Source organism: Mycobacterium terramassiliense, from assembly GCF_900157385.1.
Lineage (GTDB): Bacteria > Actinomycetota > Actinomycetes > Mycobacteriales > Mycobacteriaceae > Mycobacterium > Mycobacterium terramassiliense.
Genome location: NZ_LT717700.1, coordinates 686,512 through 707,470 on the forward strand (window position 1 = coordinate 686,512; position 20,959 = coordinate 707,470).

At 69.1% G+C, this 20,959-nt stretch carries 20 protein-coding genes; 4 read left to right on the top strand and 16 right to left on the bottom strand.

Annotated elements, in window-relative coordinates; genetic code table 11:
• The first annotated feature begins 35 nt into the window (after positions 1–35).
• Complete coding sequence (locus MTAB308_RS30460; protein WP_077099520.1) at positions 36–1,688, top strand: PecA family PE domain-processing aspartic protease; 1,653 nt, start codon at positions 36–38, stop codon at positions 1,686–1,688.
• A 17-nt stretch (positions 1,689–1,705) separates the two neighbouring features.
• On the opposite strand, the gene MTAB308_RS11355 is transcribed toward MTAB308_RS30460, so the two are convergent.
• The 15 genes from MTAB308_RS11355 to MTAB308_RS11425 all read right to left on the bottom strand — a co-directional run bounded on the left by MTAB308_RS11355 (position 1,706) and on the right by MTAB308_RS11425 (position 16,613).
• Positions 1,706–2,113: a hypothetical protein gene (locus MTAB308_RS11355; RefSeq protein ID WP_077099521.1), complete on the bottom strand. Its 408-nt coding sequence runs from the start codon at positions 2,111–2,113 to the stop codon at positions 1,706–1,708.
• On the bottom strand, positions 2,110–3,036 hold the full coding sequence (locus tag MTAB308_RS11360; protein WP_077099522.1) for a metallophosphoesterase family protein: 927 nt from the start codon (positions 3,034–3,036) through the stop codon (positions 2,110–2,112). The genes MTAB308_RS11355 and MTAB308_RS11360 overlap by 4 nt, the downstream gene beginning before the upstream one ends.
• Positions 3,033–3,503, bottom strand: coding sequence for a cupredoxin domain-containing protein (locus MTAB308_RS11365; protein WP_425436244.1), 471 nt, complete (start codon positions 3,501–3,503; stop codon positions 3,033–3,035). The genes MTAB308_RS11360 and MTAB308_RS11365 overlap by 4 nt, the downstream gene beginning before the upstream one ends.
• 21 nt (positions 3,504–3,524) lie before the next feature.
• On the bottom strand, positions 3,525–4,214 hold the full coding sequence (locus MTAB308_RS11370) for a Rieske (2Fe-2S) protein (protein WP_077099523.1): 690 nt from the start codon (positions 4,212–4,214) through the stop codon (positions 3,525–3,527).
• On the bottom strand, positions 4,211–4,747 hold the full coding sequence (locus MTAB308_RS11375; RefSeq protein ID WP_077099524.1) for an RNA polymerase sigma factor: 537 nt from the start codon (positions 4,745–4,747) through the stop codon (positions 4,211–4,213). Before MTAB308_RS11375 ends, MTAB308_RS11370 begins: the two co-directional genes overlap by 4 nt.
• 22 nt (positions 4,748–4,769) lie before the next feature.
• Positions 4,770–6,197: an NAD(P)-binding protein gene (locus MTAB308_RS11380; protein ID WP_077099525.1), complete on the bottom strand. Its 1,428-nt coding sequence runs from the start codon at positions 6,195–6,197 to the stop codon at positions 4,770–4,772.
• A 42-nt stretch (positions 6,198–6,239) separates the two neighbouring features.
• On the bottom strand, positions 6,240–7,355 hold the full coding sequence (locus MTAB308_RS11385; protein ID WP_077099526.1) for a methyltransferase: 1,116 nt from the start codon (positions 7,353–7,355) through the stop codon (positions 6,240–6,242).
• Complete coding sequence (locus tag MTAB308_RS11390; protein ID WP_245831373.1) at positions 7,352–8,575, bottom strand: FAD-dependent oxidoreductase; 1,224 nt, start codon at positions 8,573–8,575, stop codon at positions 7,352–7,354. Before MTAB308_RS11390 ends, MTAB308_RS11385 begins: the two co-directional genes overlap by 4 nt.
• A 20-nt stretch (positions 8,576–8,595) precedes the next feature.
• Positions 8,596–9,639: a pyridoxal phosphate-dependent aminotransferase gene (locus tag MTAB308_RS11395; protein ID WP_077099528.1), complete on the bottom strand. Its 1,044-nt coding sequence runs from the start codon at positions 9,637–9,639 to the stop codon at positions 8,596–8,598.
• Entirely contained in the window at positions 9,639–10,658 is a 1,020-nt protein-coding gene (locus tag MTAB308_RS11400; RefSeq protein ID WP_077099529.1) for a 3-oxoacyl-ACP synthase III family protein, read from the bottom strand. The genes MTAB308_RS11395 and MTAB308_RS11400 overlap by 1 nt, the downstream gene beginning before the upstream one ends.
• Positions 10,655–11,326 (bottom strand): SRPBCC family protein, encoded by a 672-nt coding sequence (locus MTAB308_RS11405; RefSeq protein WP_077099530.1) that lies wholly within the window; start codon positions 11,324–11,326, stop codon positions 10,655–10,657. Before MTAB308_RS11405 ends, MTAB308_RS11400 begins: the two co-directional genes overlap by 4 nt.
• On the bottom strand, positions 11,317–13,065 hold the full coding sequence (locus MTAB308_RS11410) for a thiamine pyrophosphate-binding protein (protein ID WP_077099531.1): 1,749 nt from the start codon (positions 13,063–13,065) through the stop codon (positions 11,317–11,319). Before MTAB308_RS11410 ends, MTAB308_RS11405 begins: the two co-directional genes overlap by 10 nt.
• Before the next feature lie 73 nt (positions 13,066–13,138).
• A complete protein-coding gene (locus tag MTAB308_RS11415; protein WP_108637275.1) occupies positions 13,139–13,882 on the bottom strand; it encodes an anti-sigma factor family protein in 744 nt (247 codons plus the stop codon).
• 167 nt (positions 13,883–14,049) lie between these two features.
• Entirely contained in the window at positions 14,050–15,390 is a 1,341-nt protein-coding gene (locus MTAB308_RS11420; protein WP_077099532.1) for an FAD-binding oxidoreductase, read from the bottom strand.
• Positions 15,387–16,613 carry a flavin-containing monooxygenase gene (locus MTAB308_RS11425; protein ID WP_083746507.1) on the bottom strand — a complete coding sequence of 409 codons (1,227 nt, stop codon included), beginning with the start codon at positions 16,611–16,613 and terminating at the stop codon, positions 15,387–15,389. The genes MTAB308_RS11420 and MTAB308_RS11425 overlap by 4 nt, the downstream gene beginning before the upstream one ends.
• A gap of 209 nt (positions 16,614–16,822) precedes the next feature.
• Here MTAB308_RS11425 and MTAB308_RS11430 point away from each other — a divergent pair, with 209 nt between their 5' ends.
• From MTAB308_RS11430 to mmsB, 3 genes are read left to right on the top strand one after another with little or no spacing between them, the layout of a single operon-like run.
• Positions 16,823–18,343, top strand: a complete 1,521-nt coding sequence (locus tag MTAB308_RS11430) for a CoA-acylating methylmalonate-semialdehyde dehydrogenase (RefSeq protein WP_077099533.1) — start codon at positions 16,823–16,825, stop codon at positions 18,341–18,343.
• A gap of 4 nt (positions 18,344–18,347) precedes the next feature.
• The gene (locus tag MTAB308_RS11435; protein ID WP_077099534.1) at positions 18,348–19,508 is read left to right on the top strand and encodes an isobutyryl-CoA dehydrogenase; all 1,161 of its coding nucleotides are present in this window, start codon (positions 18,348–18,350) and stop codon (positions 19,506–19,508) included.
• 9 nt (positions 19,509–19,517) lie between these two features.
• Positions 19,518–20,399 (top strand): 3-hydroxyisobutyrate dehydrogenase, encoded by an 882-nt coding sequence (gene mmsB, locus MTAB308_RS11440; RefSeq protein WP_077099535.1) that lies wholly within the window; start codon positions 19,518–19,520, stop codon positions 20,397–20,399.
• A gap of 10 nt (positions 20,400–20,409) precedes the next feature.
• Here the strand turns inward: mmsB and MTAB308_RS11445 are convergent, their stop codons facing one another.
• Entirely contained in the window at positions 20,410–20,958 is a 549-nt protein-coding gene (locus MTAB308_RS11445; RefSeq protein WP_077099536.1) for a TIGR03086 family metal-binding protein, read from the bottom strand.
• Position 20,959: the final 1 nt, after the last annotated feature.

Genomic DNA, 20,959 nt, shown 5'->3' on the forward strand with positions numbered 1-20,959 from the left:
CCGCACACTGACACGCATTGCTCCTGGAGGGTCGGATGTCGTTTGTGTTCGCGGTGCCCGAAACGGTGACCGATGCAGCAGCGAATCTGCAGAACCTTGGCTCGACGATCAACGCGGCCCACGCGGCGGCGGCCGCCCCCACGACGGGAGTGCTGGCGGCCGCCGAGGATGAGGTGTCGGCGGCCATTGCGACCCTGTTTTCGCGGCACGGCTCGGCATATCAGGCGCTGAGCGCGCAGGCCGCGGCGTTTCACACCCAGTTGGTGCAGACCCTCGATGCGGGTGCCGGCGCCTACGCGGGGGCCGAGGCCGCCAACGCGGCGCCGCTGCAGAGCCTGGAACAAGACGCGCTGTCCCTCATCAACGCGCCGACCAACGCGCTGCTGGGGCGCCCGCTGATCGGCAACGGCGCCAACGGCACCACCACCGCACAAGGGGTAGGCACACCCGGTGGGCCCGGTGGACTGTTGTGGGGCAACGGCGGCACGGGCGGGGACAGCATCGCCGTCGGCGCGCCCGGCGGCGCCGGCGGCCCGGCCGGTTTGATCGGCACGGGCGGCACCGGCGGCATGGGCGGCTGGGCGGCGCCCGGAGGCACCGGCGGCACCGGTGGGTGGTTGTGGGGCAACGGCGGCACGGGCGGCATCGGCGGGCCCACCGCGCCGGGAGGCATCGGCGGCGCCGCCCAGCCGCCCATGCCGCCGGTGCCGCCCGGCCAGGGCGGGGTTCTTTCCGGTACCGGCGGCCAGGGCGGCCCCGGCGGCGCGCTGTGGGGCCACGCCGGCGCCACCGGCGCCGTGGGCGGCCCGGCCACCGCCGAGCTACAGATGTTCGGCACCAAACCGCGCCTCGAAATCATGGTCGAAGGCGGAACGCCCGTCTGGGCGACCGCTGACACCGGGGCCAGCTATACCTTGGTCCCGGAGCAGTACGTCAATGTGGCGGCCCTCGGGGCTCCGATAGCGACCGATAAAACCGTCTACTTCGGCGCCGGCGGCTACACGAAAGCCGACACCTACGACTTGTATTACGGCCAGCTGAATTTCGGCAATGGCATCGTCACCAAGCCCACCGAGATCGGCGTGATCACACACGAGGCGTACTCCACGCCGACGAAGACGTACGTCATCCCGCAGAACCAATGGCGCGCCCTCATCGGCATGGGGGAAAATACAGTGGCCAAGGGGGATTTCCCGAACACCTCCTTGCAGGCGCTGCCGGATCCGCTGAATGAGGGCGTGCTGATCAACCAGCCCAGGGACTACTTCCAGTTCGGAGCCAACCCGCTCCCTGCCATCGCCGCCGTCAACGGGGCGCCGAATGCCACCGGGCTGGTGCTGTCGGTCGACGGGGGAACCAACTACATTCCGGTAACGGGCATTATCGATTCCGGCGGGTCCTACGGATTTGTACCGCAGTCCCTACTCCCCAACGTTCCGATCGACAGCCCCGTGCCGGTGGGAACGACGATTACCGTCGCCGTCGACACCGGGGCCCCCCAGCCCACTGTCCTGTACACACAGACGATCACCGACGCGACCACCACCGCATACACCCCGAAGGTTTTTTCCAGCACGCTTCCGACGAATTTCAACAGCGGAAACTTTCCCTACACCGAGATGCCGATCTATACCGACTTCAGCCCAACGGGCGTCGGCACAACGGTTTTCGATCAGCAGGTCCCGTAACGCATCTGCAAAAACGTTCAGGGCGCGGCGGCGCTCGCCTTCGTCCGGAGGCCCGCCGCGCTCGGCCGGGGCCACCGGACGAACGCGGCCGCCCACAGCGCCACGCACAGCGCTTCGGCGATCACGGAGAGCGCCGCGTGGGGCGCCGGCTCCCACCCGCGCTCGGTGAAGCCGAAGAGCCCAACGGTTCGGGACAGGACGAAGGCGACAAGCGAGCCACCGGCGAGCGCGGCGGCGGACCATTCCACCCACCAGGGACCGCCCGCGGCGACCAGCAGGGCCAGCGAGAACGAGACGCTGGCCTGGATCAGGAAGCTGGTGCCGATCATCGGAATGTGCTGGTAACCGTGGACATACAGGTACGCGTGGCTGAAGGCGCTGACGGCCAGGGCGGCAGCCAGGCCGAGCCGGAGCAAGAGTTTCATTGCAGCGTCGTCTCTTTCAGTGCCAGGGCGGTCTGCCCCTTGGTGTAGTTGACCTCGCGAACCCCCAGGGCGTCGCGCAGCTTGCCGGCCGGCAGCGTGACGGGCTTGGGCGCCGGCCCGTCGCCGGGATGCGGCAGCGGGTAGGCCGTGGTCGTGCCGCTGTAGAACGTCACGTTGCCCTCGGTCTTGGAAAATAGTTGGTGCACATGCCCGTTGAGGCAGGTGACCGACGAGAAGCGGCTCAGGTAGCTCAGCGCCTGGCCGGCGTCGTCGGTGCCCCAGCCCCAATCCGGGTACATCGCGAACAGCGGAATGTGGCTGAACACGATGATCGGCGTATCGTTCGGCAGCCCCGCGACGTCCTTTTCGACGAACGCCAGCTGGTCGGTGCCCAGATGGCCCAGCTTCTTCAGGTTCAACGTGTTCACCAGCGCGATCACGTGGACTCCGGCGATGTCGAAGCTATACCAACCGTCGCCGCGGGTTCCGGCGCCGAATGCGTTCCGGTACTTCTGTCCCGCGTCGTCGACCGAATCGTGTTCGCCGGGCACCGTGAAGATGTGCGGCGTTTTGAACTTGGTCATCATCTGCTTCACCTGGTCGAACTGCTCGGGGCTGGCCAGGTGCGTGAGGTCGCCGGTGTGGATGACGAAATCCGGTGTGTAGCCGAGGTTGTTGATCTCGTCGATCGCGTGGCCGAAGGTGCTCGTGACGTCCGGGTTCGGCGGGCCGGAGAAGCCGATGTGGCTGTCGCTTACCTGGGCGAAGCGCAGCGTGGGCCGGGCGCCGGCGTGCGAGGCCGAAGCCGCGCCGGCGACGTGCGAGATCACCTCGCCGCCGACGACGGCGAACCCGACCGCCGCGCCGAACCACGCCGAGTGCCGGATGAGCTGGCGGCGGGTCATCGTGTTCGGGTCGTTCATCCCGTCACCACCACCGTGCCGTGCATCATCGGGTGAATCGAGCAGACGTAGTCGAACTTCCCCGCCGCGCCGAAGGTGTGCGAATACGTGGCTCCCGTTCCCATTCCGGGCGAATGAAACGACCCGTCGCTCGCGGCCACGGTGTGCGGTTCCTCGTCGCGGTTGGTCCACGTGACGGTCGCGCCCGCCTTGACGGTCAAGGTGGCCGGCGCGAAGGCGAAGTTGTCGATGCTGACCTGGTCGCCCGTGGCGGCGGCCGGCGACCCGGTGGCCGACGCCGGGGCCGACGTCGGGCCCGGTGCGCTGGGCATCCCGCTCATGCCCGGCATTCCGGGCATGCCGCTGGCGCCCGAGCCGAAGCTCGCCGACGGCTGGGCGGCGGGCGGCGAGGACGAGCAGCCGGCCAGCAACAGCGCGCCGGCGGCCAGCACCGCGACCGGATGTTTTCGAAGCTTGGCGATATCCATGCCAAGAGATAGGGCGGCGGGTTACACCTCGCGGCGCGGCGGGGCGAACACCTCGATCACGCCGTTGACCTCGCGAACCATCAGCGCGGGCAAGGGCTTTGGCGAGATGGGCAGCTGGTGGGTGAGCACCTTGCCACTGGGCGAGAACGACGTCGTGTGGCACGGGCAGCGCAGCGCGCCCTCCGGCGCGTCGAACCACAGCCGGCACCCCTGGTGCGTGCAGACGCCGGATACCGCTTCGGGTTTGCCGTCGACGCGGCGGACGAATCCGGTGACCGAGCCCAGGTCGAACGGGTGCATGACGCCGTCGGGCACCTCCGAGCTGGCCGCGACGCGCTGCCAGCTTCCGTCGTAGGGCGTGAGTTCCCCGGCGACAGCCGGACCTTCGGCGGGGCTTTTCATCAGCGCCCGATCGATGGAGACCGCCGCCGCGGCGGCGGCCGCGGCCGCCGACGTGCCCACGATGACCTGGCGGCGCGTCGTGGGATGCCTGGTCGGCGCCGGCGCCGGCGCGCCGTTCATCTGCTCGGCGAGCCGGGCGTGCAGGTCGCTGAGGAACTCCTGCCGCGGCTCATCATCGCCCTGCCCGGCCGCGCGCAGCTCGATCGCGGTCCGGATCTGCGCGGCCTCGAAGTCGTCGGGCGCAAACGGCTTGGGCCGGCGGCCCCGCAACAGGTCGTCGACATAGCGGCGCAACCCTCGCGCGTTCATCGCTGACCTCCATCGTTGACCTGTGCCGCCAGCCGCAGGGCCCGGTGCTGGAGCACTTTGGCGTTGGCGACGCTGATTCCAAGTTCGGCGGCGGACTCCTTGATCGAATTGCCTTGCAAGAAACGCATTTCCAAAATCTGGCGATACCGGTCCGGCAGGCTGTCGAGAACCCGGGCGACCCGCTGGGGCGCGGTGCTGATCGCCTCCTCGCTCTCGGGTGGTTGTTCTATGTCGTCGATCGAGGTTATCTCCCGGCCCATCGTCTCCCGCCAGTGCGCGGCCAGGACCGTCCTGGCCGTGGCCCGCAGGTAGGCGCGGACCTCGCCGACGCTCGCGGTCAGGCGCAGCGGCCGCAGCGCGGCCAGGAAGACCTCGGCGGTGAGGTCCTCCGCGTCGGCGCGGTTGCCCACCCGGGCGAACAGCGTGCGGTACACCCAGGACGCGTTGTCGGAGTACACGGCCTCCCAGTCGGGATAGCCGTCATCGGGGACCGCGCGCAGCGGACGCGGGCCGGGTTCGTTGTGAGCCGCCACGTGCCTCCTTCACCGATAAGTATCAGCTCGGGTTACAGGAGAGTTCGGCGGCCATCAGCTGGTCGAGCTTGCCGGCCGTGGTCGATAGCGCCGAGCGGGCGATGCGCAGGATCCGATCCCGCACCCGGGGCTTCGCCGACGCCGGCGCCAGCAGATGGCCCATCAGATGACCGAACAGGTCCAGGCGCGCCGTGGCAAGCCAGGCGGTCAGGTCCGGGTCGTCGAGCCAGCGCAGCTGATTGCCGTAGTCGGCCCGCGCGACGCGCAACCAGTCCAGGTCGCTGTCGGGATGCGGCAGCGGCGGGCATAGCGCGTTTTTCGCGGCGTCGTCGGGGCAGGCGGTCTCGAGGTGAGCGATCAGCGCCGCGCTGAATATCTGCTGGCACCCACGCACACTCTGCAACGTGATGTGGCCCGGACCGAAGATCGGTGTGGCGGGCCGCTTCTCGGCCCCGTCGGCGGTGCAGTCGACGTACAGCGCCGGGACCTCCGTGCGGACGGCGCCGCCCTCGAGGACCATTCCGTCGCCGTCGACGCGCAGCAGGTGGCCCATGCGCACGACGTCGGTGATGCGCCGCAGCTGCTCCAGCTCGGCGTGGGTGACGGTGGCGCAGCGGTACATGGTGGGGCGGATCGCCGGGTCGATCCGCAGCAGCGTGCCGGCGTCCTCGAGGCGGGAGAACAGATCCTCGACCGAGGTCGCATCCCGGACGGCCCGCAGCTGGGCGGTGAAGGCGGCCTTGATCCGGTCGGCGAACAACGATCCCGGCTGGATCGTCGCGCGATCCAGCAGCCATGAGTCCCGCGGCATGATCCAGGTCAGCCGGTCCGCCGCGATGCCCTGCCCCAGCAGCCACAGGCAGGTGTCGATGCCGGTCTTGCCCGCCCCGACGATGACGTAGCGCTCACGGGCCGCGAGCCGCGGCAGGTCGTTGGGCGGCACGCACGTGACGCCGGGCGCGACCTCGTACGGGGGCGGGCGCATCGAGGGAACCTCGACGCGCATGTAGGTGGCGTCGACGACGCGGCGCGTGACGTCGACGGCGTAGTCGGCCCCGCCGAGCGTCGTGAAGCGGCCCCGTAATCCGTCGCTGCCGCGGTACTCGCTCATCGGGAAGTAGGAGACGCGGCCGGTGGGCAGGAAGCGCCGGCGCAGGACGTGGTCGTAGTACGCGCAGACCTCACCGGCGGTCGCCAGCTCGTAAAGCCCCTCGTTCCAGCCGACCTGGTCGATGGCGTCGCTACCCAGGGGCAGCGAGTTGACGCCGTAGAACGCCGACGGCTGGTGCAGCCGTACGAACGGGTACGCCGTGGTCCAGTGCCCACCCGGCTGGTGGTGGCGATCCACCAGCACCACGCGGGCCCGCGTCTCGGTGAGCAGCGTGTCGAGGAACGCCATGCCCATGGCGCCCGCCCCGACCACCAGGTAGTCGGCATCGATGGTGTGCATACGGGGTCAAGGCTAACCCGGCCGCCATCGTGGCGGTCGCGGTCACGCCGCCCGGGCCTCGACCACGCTGAGCGGAGCAGCGGTGTGCACCACCCGGGTGACTCGGAATCCGGCCTGGCCGAGTAGATCTCGGTACTCGGAGGCGGTGCGTTCGCGGGCCCCCAGGTTCAGCAGCATTTCCAAATCCACCCACTTTCCCGGGAAGTCACGGTCGTGCCCGGGAATGACCAGTTCGACCAGCAGCACCGTGGCGTGCGGGCCGGCCGCGGCGCGCACGTTACGCAGGATCTGCACCGCTTTGTCGTCGGGCCAGTCGTGGACGATGTTCTTGAGGATGTAGGCATCGCCGCCGCACGGAACGCTGTCGAAAAAAGAACCCGCTGCGAGGCGGACGCGGTCGGCGACGTTGCTCTCGCGCAACAGCTTTGGGGCCTCGGCGATCACGTGGGGCAGGTCGTAAAGTACGCCCCGCGACGCAGGCGCTCCCGCCAGGATGGCGGCCAGCAGCGGTCCGTGCCCGCCGCCCACGTCGACGATCGTGGGGTAGGCACCGAAGTCGTAGCCGGCGACCACCGGCCCGTCGGTCAGCGCCGAAACGCTCGTCATCGTGCGGTTGAAGAGGTTGGCGAGCTCGGGGTACCGGTCGAAGTAGTCGAAGCTCGCCTCCCCGCGCAACGCCGGGACGACCGTCCTTCCGGTGCGGATCGAGTCGACCAGCAGGGTCCAGCGTTCGCGCTGTTCGGCCGAGCCGTAGAACTGCGCCGCCCACGTCATCGAGATCGGCGCATCCGAACGCAGCGTTGCGGCAAGGGAATTCAGCTCGTAGCGCCCGTCGCGGCGATGACGGAAGATGCCCTTGCCGATCAACGCCCGCAGCAGCCGGCCCAGCGCGTCCGCGTCGGCGCCCACCCGGGCGGCCAGCTGCTCGATCGGCAGCGGGCCGTCCGCCAGGGCGTCGGCGACGCCGAGTTGGGCCGCCGCGGTGATGGCCTGCGATGTCCAGTTCGCAATGATCAGCTCCATCATCGCGGCCGGCGCGGGTGTCAGCCGTTGATGCAGCCGGTACAGGTGGTGGCGAATCCACTCCACGGCGCGGGCCAGCGTGGCGGGCGGCACCCTGGTGGTCCTGTCGGCGGCCGTGTTGGTCGAAGACGTCATGTGGCATCGACAAGACGGGGGGTCGCCGCGAGGTCACTGCTGACCTTGGCGGAGATCCGGCGGTGACTCACCGCGCACAGAAACGTCGTGAGCGCCCAGGTCATGACGCGGTCCGAGATCATCCCCGCCGGCCTCAGCGCGGACTCGCTGCGGGAGACCTGCTGCGTGGTCACCCAGGACACCGCGCCGACCTTGCGTCGCCTGGTGTTCTCGTACCAGCGCAGCGCGGCCGAGAGATCCCGGACGTTGCCGCGTGCCCCCCCGCGGCCCGTGCGGGGATGCGAAAGCGCCTGGCACAACACCATCGTGTCGAGCAGCGCCTGATTGGTTCCCTGCGCCAGGGTCGGCGGCATCGTGTGTGCGGCGTCGCCCAGCAACGTGACCGGCCCGTGCCCCGGGCCGGGAATCGGATGCCGGAAATGGGGGAACGGCGAAGGGGCCAGATCCCCGTCGGTCAACGCCGCGAGTACGCGGTCAGCCGCCTCCGACCATCCCCCGAAATGGGACCGGATCATCTCGATCGGGCGTTGTGGTCTGACGAAGTCGTGCGACCACGGCAGGTCGAACCACCACTGCAGCTGCGAACCTCCGGCCGGCCACAGTCCGAGGTTTCCGTGCTCGCCGATGATCATCTGAGCGGCGTGCCTGTCGCCGATGTCGGGCAGGCTGACCAGCCCCTGCCAGCTGCACCAGCCGGTCGATTTCGCCGGTGGCGCACCGACGACGCCGCGAACCATCGAGTGCAGGCCGTCCGCACCGATCAGCAGGTCTCCGTCGGCCGAGCAGCCGTCTTCGAACTCGATCCGAATTCCGTTGTCCGTGTTGACCACCCCGGCCGCACGGCTGTTGCAGCGGATGCGATCGAGCGGAAAGCCTTCCAACAGCCGTTCCAGCAGGACTCGACGCGGGACCATCCGAACCGGCGCTCCCAGCCGGTCGATGATCGCGGTCAGGTCGACGGTGGCGACCGAGCGGCCGCTCGGTGTGTTCACCCGCACCGTGGACAGTGGCTGACCGGCCCCATCCATCTCGACCCCCAGCTGCCGCAGAACGGTCGAGCCATTGGACCAGATGGTCACGGCGCCGCCGCCCGCAGTCACCTCCGGTCGCCGTTCGAAGACGGTGACGTCGTGTCCGTCACGCAATAATCCCCGGGCGGCGGAGATGCCGCCCACGCCGGCGCCGACGATGAGGATCCTGAGCTTGTTGGAATGGCTCACTTCGGTCCCCGGCATCCCGATCAGCCCCGCGCCCTGTCCACCGCGGCCAGCACCGCTCTCGTAGACGCGCGGCTTGCGACGGTGATCCGGGCGGCGCCGTCGGGGTAGTAGCGGGCCGTCAGCCCGGTGTCGCCGAACACCTCTCGCCATGCTCGCGCGACGGCGGGGAGGTAAACGAAGTTGGCGTGCCCGCCGGTGGTGTACACGCCCTTCGCGCGAAGGCGCCGGGACAGGAAGTCGCGCTCACCGGTGATCCGCAGGACGCGTTGCCGCAACTGGTCTTCGGCGTCGTAGCACGCCGCGACCGCGACCAGGCTGGTGATGCCCATGCCGAACGGCAGCTGCATCTCCCACAGGGTCGCGGCCAGCGCCGGTGAAGAGAACCCGTACCCGACGCGAAGCCCGGCCAGGCCATAGGCCTTCGAGAAGGTCCGCACCACAACGACGTTCGGGAATTGCCGGATCAGGTCGGGTCCGTCGATGCGGAGCCGGGGGGAGACGAACTCGATATAGGCCTCGTCGAGCAGGACGATCGTGTCGTCCGGCACCTGCCGCAGGAATCGCTGCACGTCCGCGACGGGCTCCAGGGTGCCCGTCGGGTTGTGGGGCCGGCACAACACCACCACGCGGGCGTCCGCCGCCGCTTCGGCCATGGCGCCCAGGTTGTGGTGGCCGCGAGCGTCGAGCGCAACGGTGACCGGTGTGAGGCGGGCCATCCGGGCGAAGATCGGGTACCCGTCGAAAGTCGGCTCGCTCAGCACAATCCGATCGCCGGGCCGCGTCATCGCGTGCAGGATCTGCATCACGACTCCGCTGGCGCCGGCTCCGAGCACCACTTGCTCGTCGCACACCCCGATGTGACCGGCGACCAGGCGGCGCAGCCGTTCGGGCAGGAACTCCGGGTACCGGTTGGCGACGTCGATGGAGCGGATCAGCGCCGAGCGCACCGCCGGCAGCGGCGGAAACGGGTTCTCGTTGAGCGACAAGGCGAATGGATCGCTCGCGATCGGCAGCGCATCGAGGATCTCGGCGGTGACGGGGCTCGCCGCCAGCAAGGGCAACATCAGCTTCGTCCTCCCCAGCGCAGGGCCGCCGCGCCCGCGAAGTCGCCGGCGTGGGCGAAGGCGGCCATCATCACGACGTCACCGGCGTTCAGCCGACCGTCCGATATCGCGCGATCCAGGTTGATCGGGATGCCGGCGCCAAACAGGTTGCCGCACTCGTCAAAAGTGTCGACGTGTCTCGATTCGGGAACCTCCAGCGCCTCGCGCCAATTGCGCAGGAACACCCGGTTGGGTTGGTTGGTCACCAGCAGGTCGATGTCCTTGGACGCCAAGCCGATTCGATCACAGACGGCCAGCGCCACCTCGGGGACCTGCCGATTGCCCCGCGCAAGCACCTTGGTGATCTTGGATTCGGTGAACCCGATGGAGGCTTCACCCGGCCCGGGCTGCCACCACTTGCGGGGCGGGTCGATGGCGAGCGTCATGTCACCGGCGTATTCGCCGTAGGTGCGGCACTCGACATCCAGGATCGGGGATTCATCCGAGAGCGTCACCAATCCGACGGCGGCGCCGTCACCGGGGACCGCGGCCTGCGCCTTGCGCCGCACCCCCGGCTGGTCGAAGGCCTGGCCGGCGGCGTTCTGGGCGATCGCGACCAGCGCGGTGCTCCCCTGTCCGGACGCGAGCAGTTGACGGGCCACGTTGAGCGCCAGCACGAACGCCGCGCAGCCACCGTTGTGCAGATCCAGCACCGAGCTCGGGCGCATGCCCAACCGGTGCGCGATGCTGCCCCCCCCGCCATAGAACGGCATGTCGGGCATTTGCGCGTGGGTGATCAGCACGTCGACGTTGGCAATGACGTCGTGGCCGTGCCGTTCGATCAGCCCCTGGGCCGCGCGCTCGATCATGTCGGTCGCGGTTTCGTCCGGGCCGACGTGATGGCGGAACTTGGGCGCGCGGAACATCAGGTTGGCCGCCAGGTCGTCCGAGCCAGCGAACTGCGCGTAATAATCGGCGCCGATCGGTTCGCCGGGCAGGTAGGTGGACACGTCGGCCAGGCTGACGGTGGGTCGGTTCATGAGGTGCTCATCCATTCCGGCGTGACGGGCAAGCCGTTGCGGTGCCGGTACTCGGCGATTGACTTGAGGTTGTTCAGTTCCAGCCCGTGGCCGGCTCCGAAGATGTCCCAGAAGTCGCCTACCCAGCCGGTGCGCTCCGGCGGGGCGGCCTCGGGATACGGGTTGTGGTCGTAGAAGGGGTGGCGGCAATTGGTCCACAGCACAACGGAACCGGGCTTGCCGAGCACGACCTGTGCGTCGAGCACCCGCATCAGGTAGATCATCCACAGGTGCTCGCCCTGGTCCCAGGCGCAGTGGTAGTCGACGGTGCGGGCCTGCGCGTTGGACACCGTGCGCGTGTAGATCTTGGTGTCCGGAAGCAACCGGTCGTAGGCCAACCAGAGCCCGGGCTCCCCGGTGGGGGTGAAGTCGCGAAGGGTGTAGGTCCACTCCTCGAGGCTGCGGGTGTCGGCCAGGTATTCGAACAGCTCGTCGGGTGGGCAGTCGACGTAGTCGTTGACCGTGCAGTACTGCCCGAAGACCTCGTCGTGCGGGTAGACCGATCGCATCTTCGCCATGAACATCGGGGCGGTTTCCTCGAGCGGCGAGGTCTCGATGCGGACCACTCCCTCGATCGGCCGGGTGGTGCCGCTGTGCACGGCGATATCGTCAAGCGCTGCTATGGACATGTAATCGGTTCTCCTTTTTGCGGTGTGATCTGTTGTTCGGCCACGTGATTGGCGGGCTTGCGGTTGAGGAACGCCGCGAACGGGGGGATTTCGTCGGCGGCGCACTCGACGCTGACCACGGCCGGGCCGTCGACCGCCAGTGCCCGTCGCAGTGCGGCGGCAAGCGCGTCGGGGTCGGCCACGTCGACCGCGCACAGCCCGGGGAACATCGCCGCCAGGCCGGCCGCCAGCCGGCTGGGAGCAAACCGGTTGTAGCTGTAGAGGTCGTCGTAGAACAGCTGCTCGCGGGTCACGCACATGGCGTGGGCGTTGTTGTTGAACAGCACGAAGGTCACGGGCAGCCGGTACTGCACGGCGGTGTGCACCTCCATGCCGTGCATGAAGAACGCGCCGTCCCCGGCGATCACGACGGTGCGCCCGCCGGGGCGCCCGCTGCCGGCCCGCCCGAAGGCCATCCCGATGCCGGCACCGAAGCTGTAACCCATACCCCCCATGCCGAGTGCGACCGCGAAGCGGCCGTCCCGCCGCGCCGGCAGGTAATGGATCGCGGCCGCGCCGGTGTTGCCCGCGTCGACGACGATGTCGGTCCCGCCGGGCAACGCGCTGTCCAGCGCCACCATGGCGTCCCGGTAACGCACGCCCGTGCCGGCAAAGGATGGTGGGCTGAGCTCTGTGCCCGCAACGAAATCGGGCACGCGCAGCCCCCGTGCCCGCCCCGGCCCGGACAACGCCCTGGTCAGCATCGTCAACGAACCCCGCAGATTCTCGGTGTGCACATGCGTGCACGGCAGGTAGGGCGCGGCGGAGCCGAGCGAGACCGTCCGCACCGCGGCGAGCGCGTCGTCGAGGCCGGCGCGGGCCGTCACCGACAGCCGGGTGCCGACCACCAGGCACACGGCGCTCGCGGCGACCGCGTCGGCCACACCGGGATGACCCATCACACCCGTCACGCCGAGCGCGGAAGAGGAACCGAAACCCGGCGTGCCGGCGACATCTTTGGCGTCGGGCACGCATGCCACCTGGGCACGCAGCAGGGCGCGCAACTCCTCGAGTTCGGCCCGGGCGTCGTCACGCGCGACCTGTTCGCCGGCGATGATGGTGACAGGCCCCTTCGCTCGCCGCAGGGCGCGCACGATCGGGTGCGGATCGCCGATGCTCGCCCCCGGGTGCTCCGCGCCGCGCCGATCACCACCTCCGTAGCCATCGATGTCCACCTTCGCCTGCTGAATATCCTTGGGCAGCAACAACACCGCCGGGCCGCCGGCGCGCGCCGCCGCGATGGCGCTGGGCAACGCCGAAACGATGTCGGCGGGCGTCAGGACCCGCCGGCAAAAGACCGAGACCGCAGAGAACAGCGCCTCGGCGTCCAGGGAACCGTTGCGGCCGCTGGTGTCCTGGAAACTGCCCCGACCATCCATCGTGGTAGCGGGCTGACCCACCAATGCCAACACCGGCACCCGGCTGGCCAATGACTCCCCAAGGCCCGGAATGAGATTCAGCGCGCCTCCGCCGGATGTCGCCGCCACCACGCCCAAACCGGCGCCGCTGCGGCTATACCCGTCGGCCATCGTGGCCGCGGAGAACTCGTGCTTCGCCAATACCGCGGTGATGTCCGAATTGAAATGTGCGGCGTCGTAAAGATCTTCGATATTGGCGCCGTCGACGCCGAAGATGTAATCGCTGTCGATTCTCGCGAGGTATTCGACGATGTGGTCGACCACCCTGTGTTGCCTGGGCATCTGCTCACCTAACTTGGGTATCTGCTTCTAACACGACCCCCGGGTGACTTCAGTTCACCCGGGGTCGAAAGATTCACAGCGACCGCTCCAAAAGGACCTCGCCGTCATCGACGGAAATCACTTGGACAGAAGCGATTTGATCTACACGTGTTGAAGTACTGCCGGCGGGCACCGCGGTGCGGCCCGGGTTCGCCACCCAGGTTGCCAACCGGGTGCGGCTGCCGTCGCGACCGACCACCACCATCGCCAGCGTGTCGTGATGGGCGTTCAGCGGGGCCAGGCAAACGCAGTTCATCGAGATGGACGTTCCCCACCGCTGGCCGCTCAGGGATACCGTCGAGGCCAGCTTGTCCGTTCCGACCTGGGCCATCGGCTGAACCGACTCGTTCGCCCGCGGCGCCGGTCCGGTGGTCGAGGATTGGCCGGCAAGGCCGAGGAACACGCCGATCGCCAGGACCGCGGCTGCGGCGGTCCCGGCCGCCCACGTCGCGATGCGCGACCGCCGCCGCCGCCATGCGACCTTGGCCAGCAACGACGCCAACAACTCAGCGGTCGGCAGCGATGCCGCGTCGCCGCCGTCGTCCTCGTCGATCGCGGTCAACTCGCCGCGACGCAGCTGCGACAGGAGCGCCGGAATGCCGTTGAGCTCGCCAACGCCGCCGCGGCACAACGGGCAGTAGCCCAGGTGCGCTTCGAACTCGCGCCGTTCGGCCGACGACAGCGATCCCAGCACGTATGCGGCATCCCACATCGCGTATTCGTCATGCCCGGGCAGGTGACCGACTGGCGGCGCCCCGGGCCGCCAAAGCGGCATCATCCTATTACTCCCCATTTCCTGGGATATCGTGGTATTCAAGCTATTTCAGGGATTTCAGATATTGGTCGGCCGCCGATAGGGGGCTCTGACCCTCTTTGCGGCCCTTAGCGCGCGTCCATGCTGATGAAACGAGCTAAGCGCCCGCAAGGTTCATCAGCGGGTCGTCGTCAGACGCCGCCCAGCCAGCTGTGGAATCGATTCTCCGGGTCGTAGGCCGAGCGCACCCGGTCGAGCCGCGCCATGTTCGACTCGGCGATGAATCGCGACGGACGCCGGCACAGGTTTTCGTCGGCGAGCGAGCTGCCGGTCGCCAGGTGCGACATCGCCGCCATGTTGGACGCGGCCCAGTCGCGGTACCGGTCGTCGTCGGCCGGATCCTGCCAGATGGTGTAAAGCGCCATGTAGACCTCGTCTTCGACGCCGTACACCATGTCCGCGCGCGCCGGGTCGGTCCTCCAGCCGGTGAAGATGAAGTGCGAGGGGTGCGGCGGCATGGTCTCGATGATCTTGCGGATGCCCGGCAGGAGCGCCTCGGCGGAGGCCGACGTGAACATGTTGTCGGCGATGTACCGGTGCCCCCTCGGGTAGCTGGTCATCACGGCGGTGTACCAATTGGCCAGCGTCGCCGGCGCATACGGGAGGCTGACGATCGCCTTATCGATGACCGGGCAAGTCCCGAGCGGGGCAAGGGCTTTGGCCGCCTCCTCCTCCGAGTCGGCGAACACCGGCGAGGCGATCGTGATGCCGGGCTGGTCCAGCCCGGCCCCCGGAAAGCTGCGCCCGGTGTGGATCTGCAGTTCGACGCGGTCGTCGATCTCGGGAATGAGGGAGCGTCCCCAGGCGAACACCTCGTCGGCGACCTCGATCGGATACATGTACAGGCAGGTGCCCCAGACCGCGGGACGTGGGTGAACCCGCAGTTTGAACGAGGTGACCACGCCGAAGAAGCCCGGTCCGGACCCGCGCGCCGCCCAGTACAGGTCCGGATGGTTTTCGGGGTCGCAGTGGATCAGTTCGCCGTCGGCGGTGACGACCTCCAGCCCGAGCACGCTCTCGCAGGCCGGCCCGAGCACCGGGCTGTTCCAGCCGTATCCGCCCTGCAGCAGATAGCCACCGAGGCAGATGCCCTCGCAGTGGCCGGCGGGAAAGAACAGCCCTTGCGCGTCGAGTTCGGTCGCAAACTCGCTGGCGACCTTGCCCGGGCCGACGTCAGCGGTCATCCGGTCCGGTTCGACGGCGCACTGATCGAGGCGGCTGACGTCGAGCAGCAGGCCGCCGTCGCGCAGGTGGCTGGCCGTCCAGCTGTGACCGCCCGAACGTATGCCGACCTGATATCCGTAGGCCCGCGCATAACGGATCGCCGCGACCACGTCGTCGGTCTCGTGCGCCTGCACGATGATGTCGGGAAAGCGTTCCGGCACAAGCCCGTTCCACACCGTGGCCCGACGTGCGCTTTCGTAACCGTCCGCGCCACGGGGGAAGGCCTTTGCGGTGGGAAGTGAAATCATCGTGTCCCTCTGGTTTTCTGGCCCGATGCCGCGAGATCCACCGGCACATCGGCACGCGGCTCGCGGGTGGATGAAGCGATTCGCTTCAGGTAGGCCGCGACTTCGGCGGCCAGTGGCGTCGAGTTCATGCGGATCGCCCGCAGCGGACCGTTGGGCGGAATGCCGTACCCGATCGCGAACATCCCGTCGCCGACGTGTGAGGCGAAGCCGCCGACGGGGTGACCGTGCCCGTCGAGGACGCCGAGATGCCCGACCAAGCCCTCGAGATCCGTGCCGAACCCGGTGGCGGCGATGATCACCTGCGGAGCCACGGACGTGCCGTCGGCGAGGACCACGCCGTCGGCCGAGAGCGCCGCGACGGCGCCGACGACCTCGATGCGCCCGATCCGCACCTGGCCGACCAGCTCGTCGGCCAGCGTAGGGATGCGGCCCCGCATCTGGACCGTCGCCTTCAGGCCGAGCGTCGGCCGGTCGAAGCCGTAGGCCGACAGGTCGCCGAACATCAGCCGGTTCATCCGCGCGATCACCGGATCGACCACGCGCGCGGGAACCCTCGAGAACAGCTCGAGGAAGATATCCGAGGGAAACGGCCCGATGGCCCGGCGCACCAGGTGCGGCGGCGTGCGCACCGCGAGCCAGATCCGTCGCGCACCGTCGCTGGCGAGCTGAACGGCGATGTCGGCGGCCGAATTGCCCGCGCCGACGACCAGCACGTCACGGCCGCGGTAGGGCCAGGCGTTGGTGAAGTCCCCGGAATGCACGATCTCGCCGTTGAAGCGGCCGAACCCGGGCCAGGCGGGGAGGGCGGGCGCGCCGTAGTTGCCCGTCGCGAGGACGATTGCCGCGGTTCGGATCTCACCGGACGAGGTGTCGAGTCGCCAGGCGTTCCCGACCCGGTCGACGCGGTGGACCTCGCATCCGAGCCTGACCGCGATGTTTTGCCGTTCGACGTAGCGGTCGAAATAGCGGACCATGTCCTCCTTGGTCGGCCAGCGGCCGGCGTTCAAGGGGATGCGTTGCCCGGGCAAATGCGACAGGAAGCCGGTGGTGTTGAGCCGGAAGTTGTCGTAGCGCGTGCGCCACGACATCGCCGGAGCCGCGGCGCGGTCGACGACGAGCGCTTTGATGCCGTGCTGATGGTCCAGCTGGCGCGCGACGGCCAGGCCGGCGGGCCCCGCGCCGATGACAACGGTGTCCGGGCGCTGCCGGGTCTCTGTCGTCATCCGCGATCTCCCGTCGTGCGTTTTTTGGGTGCCGGGGACCTCGGGCCCCCAGAACTAACACGTTCCGGAACCGCCGGAAGTTCAGGTGGGGGGATCGGGACGGCCGCCGCGCGGCAAGGTGGGCGGTCCGTCACCTTGCGGACGGCGGGCCACACTTACTAGGATATGCAAGTATCCGCTCAGGCGCGTCAACGACACTCGAGGGCCCCATGACCACACAGATTCCGCACTACATCGACGGGAAGCGCACCCCCGGTGAGTCCACCCGCACCGCCGATGTCTTCAACCCCAGCACCGGCGAGGTGCAGGCGAAGGTGCCGATGGCCGGCAAGGCCGACGTGGATGCGGCGGTGGCCTCGGCCGTCGAGGCCCAAAAGGATTGGGCCGCATGGAATCCGCAGCGCCGCGCGCGGGTGATGATGCGCTTCATCGAGTTGGTCAACAAGAACACCGACGAGCTGGCCGAGCTGTTGTCCCTCGAGCACGGTAAGACGGTGGCCGACTCGCGCGGCGACATCCAGCGCGGTATCGAGGTCATCGAGTTCGCCATCGGGATCCCGCACCTGCTCAAGGGCGAATACAGCGAGGGCGCCGGCCCCGGCATCGACGTCTACTCGCTGCGCCAGCCGCTGGGCGTGGTCGCCGGCATCACGCCGTTCAACTTCCCGGCGATGATCCCGCTGTGGAAGGCCGGGCCGGCGCTGGCGTGCGGAAATGCCTTCGTGCTCAAGCCCAGCGAGCGCGACCCCTCGGTCCCGGTGCGGCTGGCCGAGCTGTTCGTCGAGGCGGGCCTGCCGCCGGGGGTCTTCCAGGTGGTGCACGGCGACAAGGAGGCCGTCGACGCCATCCTGCACCACCCCGACATCAAGGCCGTGGGTTTCGTCGGCAGCGCCGACATCGCGCACTACATCTACTCCACGGCCGCGGCCACCGACAAGCGGTCACAGTGCTTCGGCGGCGCCAAGAACCACATGATCGTGATGCCCGACGCCGACCTCGACCAGGCCGTCGACGCGCTGATCGGCGCCGGGTACGGCAGCGCCGGCGAGCGCTGCATGGCGATCAGCGTCGCGGTGCCCGTCGGCGAGCAGACCGCCGACCGGTTGCGCGCCAGGCTGATCGAGCGGATCAACAACCTGCGCGTCGGCCACAGCCTCGACCCCAAGGCCGACTACGGTCCGCTGGTCACCGAGGCCGCGCTGGCGCGGGTGCGCGACTACATCGGCCAGGGCGTCGAGGCGGGCGCCGAATTGGTCATCGACGGGCGCGAGCGCACCAGCGACGACCTGACCTTCGGTGACGCCAACCTGCAGGGCGGCTTCTTCATCGGCCCCACCCTGTTCGACCACGTCACCCCCGAGATGTCGATCTACACCGACGAGATCTTCGGGCCGGTGCTGTGCATCGTGCGCGCCCACGACTACGAACAGGCCCTGCGGCTGCCCTCGGAGCACGAGTACGGCAACGGCGTGGCGGTCTTCACCCGCGACGGCGACACCGCCCGCGACTTCGTGTCCCGGGTGCAGGTGGGCATGGTGGGTGTCAACGTGCCGATCCCGGTGCCGGTGGCCTACCACACCTTCGGCGGCTGGAAGCGCTCCGGCTTCGGCGACCTCAATCAGCACGGCCCGGCGTCGATCCAGTTCTACACCAAGGTCAAGACCGTCACCTCGCGGTGGCCGTCCGGCATCAAGGACGGCGCCGAATTCGTCATCCCGACAATGAATTAGGGCCATGTTCACCCTGAACGACGACGAGCGGGTCATCACCGAGACGGCGGCCGCGTTCGCCGCCAAGCGAATCGCCCCGCACGCGCTGGATTGGGATGCCGCCAAGCACTTCCCGACCGACGTGCTGCGCGAGTCCGCCGAGCTCGGCATGGCGGCGATCTACTGCCGCGAGGACGTCGGCGGCAGCGGGCTGCGCCGGCTCGACGGCGTCCGCATCTTCGAGCAGCTGGCCATCGCCGACCCGGTCACCGCCGCGTTCCTGTCCATCCACAACATGTGCGCGTGGATGATCGACAGCTTCGGCACCGACGAGCAACGCAAGTTCTGGGTTCCGCGGCTGGCCTCGATGGACGTCATCGCCAGCTACTGCCTCACCGAGCCGGGCGCCGGGTCGGACGCCGGCGCGTTGAGCACCCGCGCCGTCAAGCAGGGTGGCGACTACGTGCTCGACGGCGTCAAGCAGTTCATCTCCGGCGCCGGTGCCTCCGACGTCTACGTGGTGATGGCCAGGACCGGCGGGGAGGGGCCGCGCGGCATCTCCGCGTTCGTCGTCGAAAAGGGCACGGACGGACTGAGTTTCGGGGCGCTCGAGGAGAAGATGGGCTGGCACGCCCAGCCCACCGCGCAGGTCATCCTGGAGGGCGTGCGGGTGCCCGCCGACGCCATGCTGGGCGGCGCGGACGGCGAGGGCGCCGGCTTCGGCATCGCGATGAACGGCCTCAACGGCGGTCGGCTCAACATCGCGGCGTGCTCGCTCGGCGGCGCGCAGTCCGCGTTCGACAAGGCGGGCGCCTACGTGCGCGAGCGGCAGGCCTTCGGCTCCCCCCTGCTCGACGAGCCGACCATCCGGTTCGCCCTGGCCGACATGGCCACCGGGCTCGAGACATCGCGGATGATGTTGTGGCGCGCCGCGAATGCGCTGGACGACGACGACCCCGACAAGGTCGAGCTGTGCGCGATGGCCAAGCGCTACGTCACCGACACCTGCTTCGAGGTCGCGGACAAGGCGCTGCAATTGCACGGCGGCTACGGCTATCTGCGCGAGTACGGTCTGGAAAAGATCGTCCGCGACCTGCGGGTGCATCGAATCCTGGAAGGCACCAACGAAATCATGCGGGTGGTCATCGGCCGGGCCGAGGCCGGCCGCCTGCGGGCGAGCGCGTAGGAGGATCCGTTGGCATCGATCGCGTTCCTGGGGTTGGGCAACATGGGCGGGCCCATGTCGGCCAATCTGGTTGCCGCCGGCCACGCGGTGCGCGGGTATGACCCGGTACCCGCGGCGGCGGCCGCCGCGACCGCCGGCGGCGTCACCGTTCTCGACAGCGCCGCCGACGCGGTGGCCGAGGCCGACGTCGTCATCACCATGCTGCCCAACGGCGACATCGTCAAACGCTGCTACGCCGAGGTACTGCCCGCCGCCCGGGACGGCGCGCTGTTCATCGACAGCTCGACGATCTCGGTCAACGACGCCCGCGAGGTGCACGCGCTGGCACAGCAGCACGGGGTCGCACAGCTGGACGCTCCGGTTTCGGGCGGGGTGAAGGGCGCCGTCGCCGGGACGCTCGCGTTCATGGTGGGCGGCGACGAGTCGGCGCTGCAGCGCGCCCGGCCGGTGCTGGAACCCATGGCGGGCAAGGTCATTCACTGCGGCGCGGCCGGGGCGGGCCAGGCGGCCAAGGTGTGCAACAACATGGTGCTGGCGGTGCAGCAGATCGTGGTCGGCGAGGCGTTCGTGCTCGCCGAGAAGCTGGGGCTGTCGGCGCAGTCGCTGTTCGACGTCATCACCGGCGCGACCGGGAATTGCTGGGCGGTGCACACCAACTGCCCGGTGCCCGGCCCGGTTCCGACGTCACCGGCCAACAACGACTTCCGGCCGGGCTTCGCGACGGCGCTGATGAACAAGGACCTCGGTCTGGCGATGGACGCGGTGACCTCCACCGGTTCGGCGGCGCCGCTGGGCACCCACGCCGCGGAGATCTACGCCAAATTCGCCGCCTCCCACGCGGACAAGGACTTCAGCGCGGTGATCGAGGCCCTGCGCGGCGGCACCGCCTGAAGGGCTTGCCTCACTGCACCTTTCGCCCCAGGAAAGCCGCCAGCTGATCGGCGGGCGCCCGCTCGGGCGAGCAGGACTGCTCGTGGCCGAAGGGCCGGCCCGGCCCGCGGAATTCGTTCCTGACGAACGCACGCGCGACGGTGAGCTGCTGGGCCGCCAGCTCCGGGTCGAGGTCGGTGGACTGGTTGGTGGCAAACGCCAGATCCCACGCGTGGGTCAGCACGTCGGAGGTGCGCATCCCGACGAAGACCTGTCCGGGGACATCCCCGAACGGCAGCTTGTACATCGCGGTCATCCCGTCCGGTCCGGCGAAGACGTCTTGGGCGGCCTGCGCGGAGGCCCGGTGGGCGGCCACCGCGTCATCGGGCCGGGCCGCCGGCTGGGTGGGGTTGGCCGCCCACAGCCCGACGCGCTCGTTGCCGCCGATGACGTGGTCGATCAGATCCCCGATCGTCCACAGGGTGCACGGCGTCGGGGCGCCGAGCTGGTCGGGGCCGACGCGGGCAAGGACGGCGGCGAACGCCTCCTGGGCGCGCTGGTGCGCAACTAATGGGTCCACT

Excerpts from the sequence above, each read along its gene's own strand:
- MTAB308_RS11405 (WP_077099530.1), bottom strand. The coding sequence starts at position 11,326 with ATGTCCATAGCAGCGCTTGACGATATCGCCGTGCACAGCGGCACCACC.
- MTAB308_RS11360 (WP_077099522.1), bottom strand. The coding sequence starts at position 3,036 with ATGAACGACCCGAACACGATGACCCGCCGCCAGCTCATCCGGCACTCG.
- MTAB308_RS11355 (WP_077099521.1), bottom strand. The coding sequence starts at position 2,113 with ATGAAACTCTTGCTCCGGCTCGGCCTGGCTGCCGCCCTGGCCGTCAGC.
- MTAB308_RS30460 (WP_077099520.1), top strand. The coding sequence starts at position 36 with ATGTCGTTTGTGTTCGCGGTGCCCGAAACGGTGACCGATGCAGCAGCG.
- MTAB308_RS11435 (WP_077099534.1), top strand. The coding sequence starts at position 18,348 with ATGTTCACCCTGAACGACGACGAGCGGGTCATCACCGAGACGGCGGCC.
- MTAB308_RS11380 (WP_077099525.1), bottom strand. The coding sequence starts at position 6,197 with ATGCACACCATCGATGCCGACTACCTGGTGGTCGGGGCGGGCGCCATG.
- MTAB308_RS11430 (WP_077099533.1), top strand. The coding sequence starts at position 16,823 with ATGACCACACAGATTCCGCACTACATCGACGGGAAGCGCACCCCCGGT.
- MTAB308_RS11395 (WP_077099528.1), bottom strand. The coding sequence starts at position 9,639 with ATGTTGCCCTTGCTGGCGGCGAGCCCCGTCACCGCCGAGATCCTCGAT.
- MTAB308_RS11415 (WP_108637275.1), bottom strand. The coding sequence starts at position 13,882 with ATGATGCCGCTTTGGCGGCCCGGGGCGCCGCCAGTCGGTCACCTGCCC.
- MTAB308_RS11400 (WP_077099529.1), bottom strand. The coding sequence starts at position 10,658 with ATGAACCGACCCACCGTCAGCCTGGCCGACGTGTCCACCTACCTGCCC.
- MTAB308_RS11420 (WP_077099532.1), bottom strand. The coding sequence starts at position 15,390 with ATGATTTCACTTCCCACCGCAAAGGCCTTCCCCCGTGGCGCGGACGGT.
- MTAB308_RS11425 (WP_083746507.1), bottom strand. The coding sequence starts at position 16,613 with ATGACGACAGAGACCCGGCAGCGCCCGGACACCGTTGTCATCGGCGCG.
- MTAB308_RS11385 (WP_077099526.1), bottom strand. The coding sequence starts at position 7,355 with ATGACGTCTTCGACCAACACGGCCGCCGACAGGACCACCAGGGTGCCG.
- MTAB308_RS11370 (WP_077099523.1), bottom strand. The coding sequence starts at position 4,214 with ATGAACGCGCGAGGGTTGCGCCGCTATGTCGACGACCTGTTGCGGGGC.
- MTAB308_RS11410 (WP_077099531.1), bottom strand. The coding sequence starts at position 13,065 with ATGCCCAGGCAACACAGGGTGGTCGACCACATCGTCGAATACCTCGCG.
- MTAB308_RS11365 (WP_425436244.1), bottom strand. The coding sequence starts at position 3,503 with ATGGATATCGCCAAGCTTCGAAAACATCCGGTCGCGGTGCTGGCCGCC.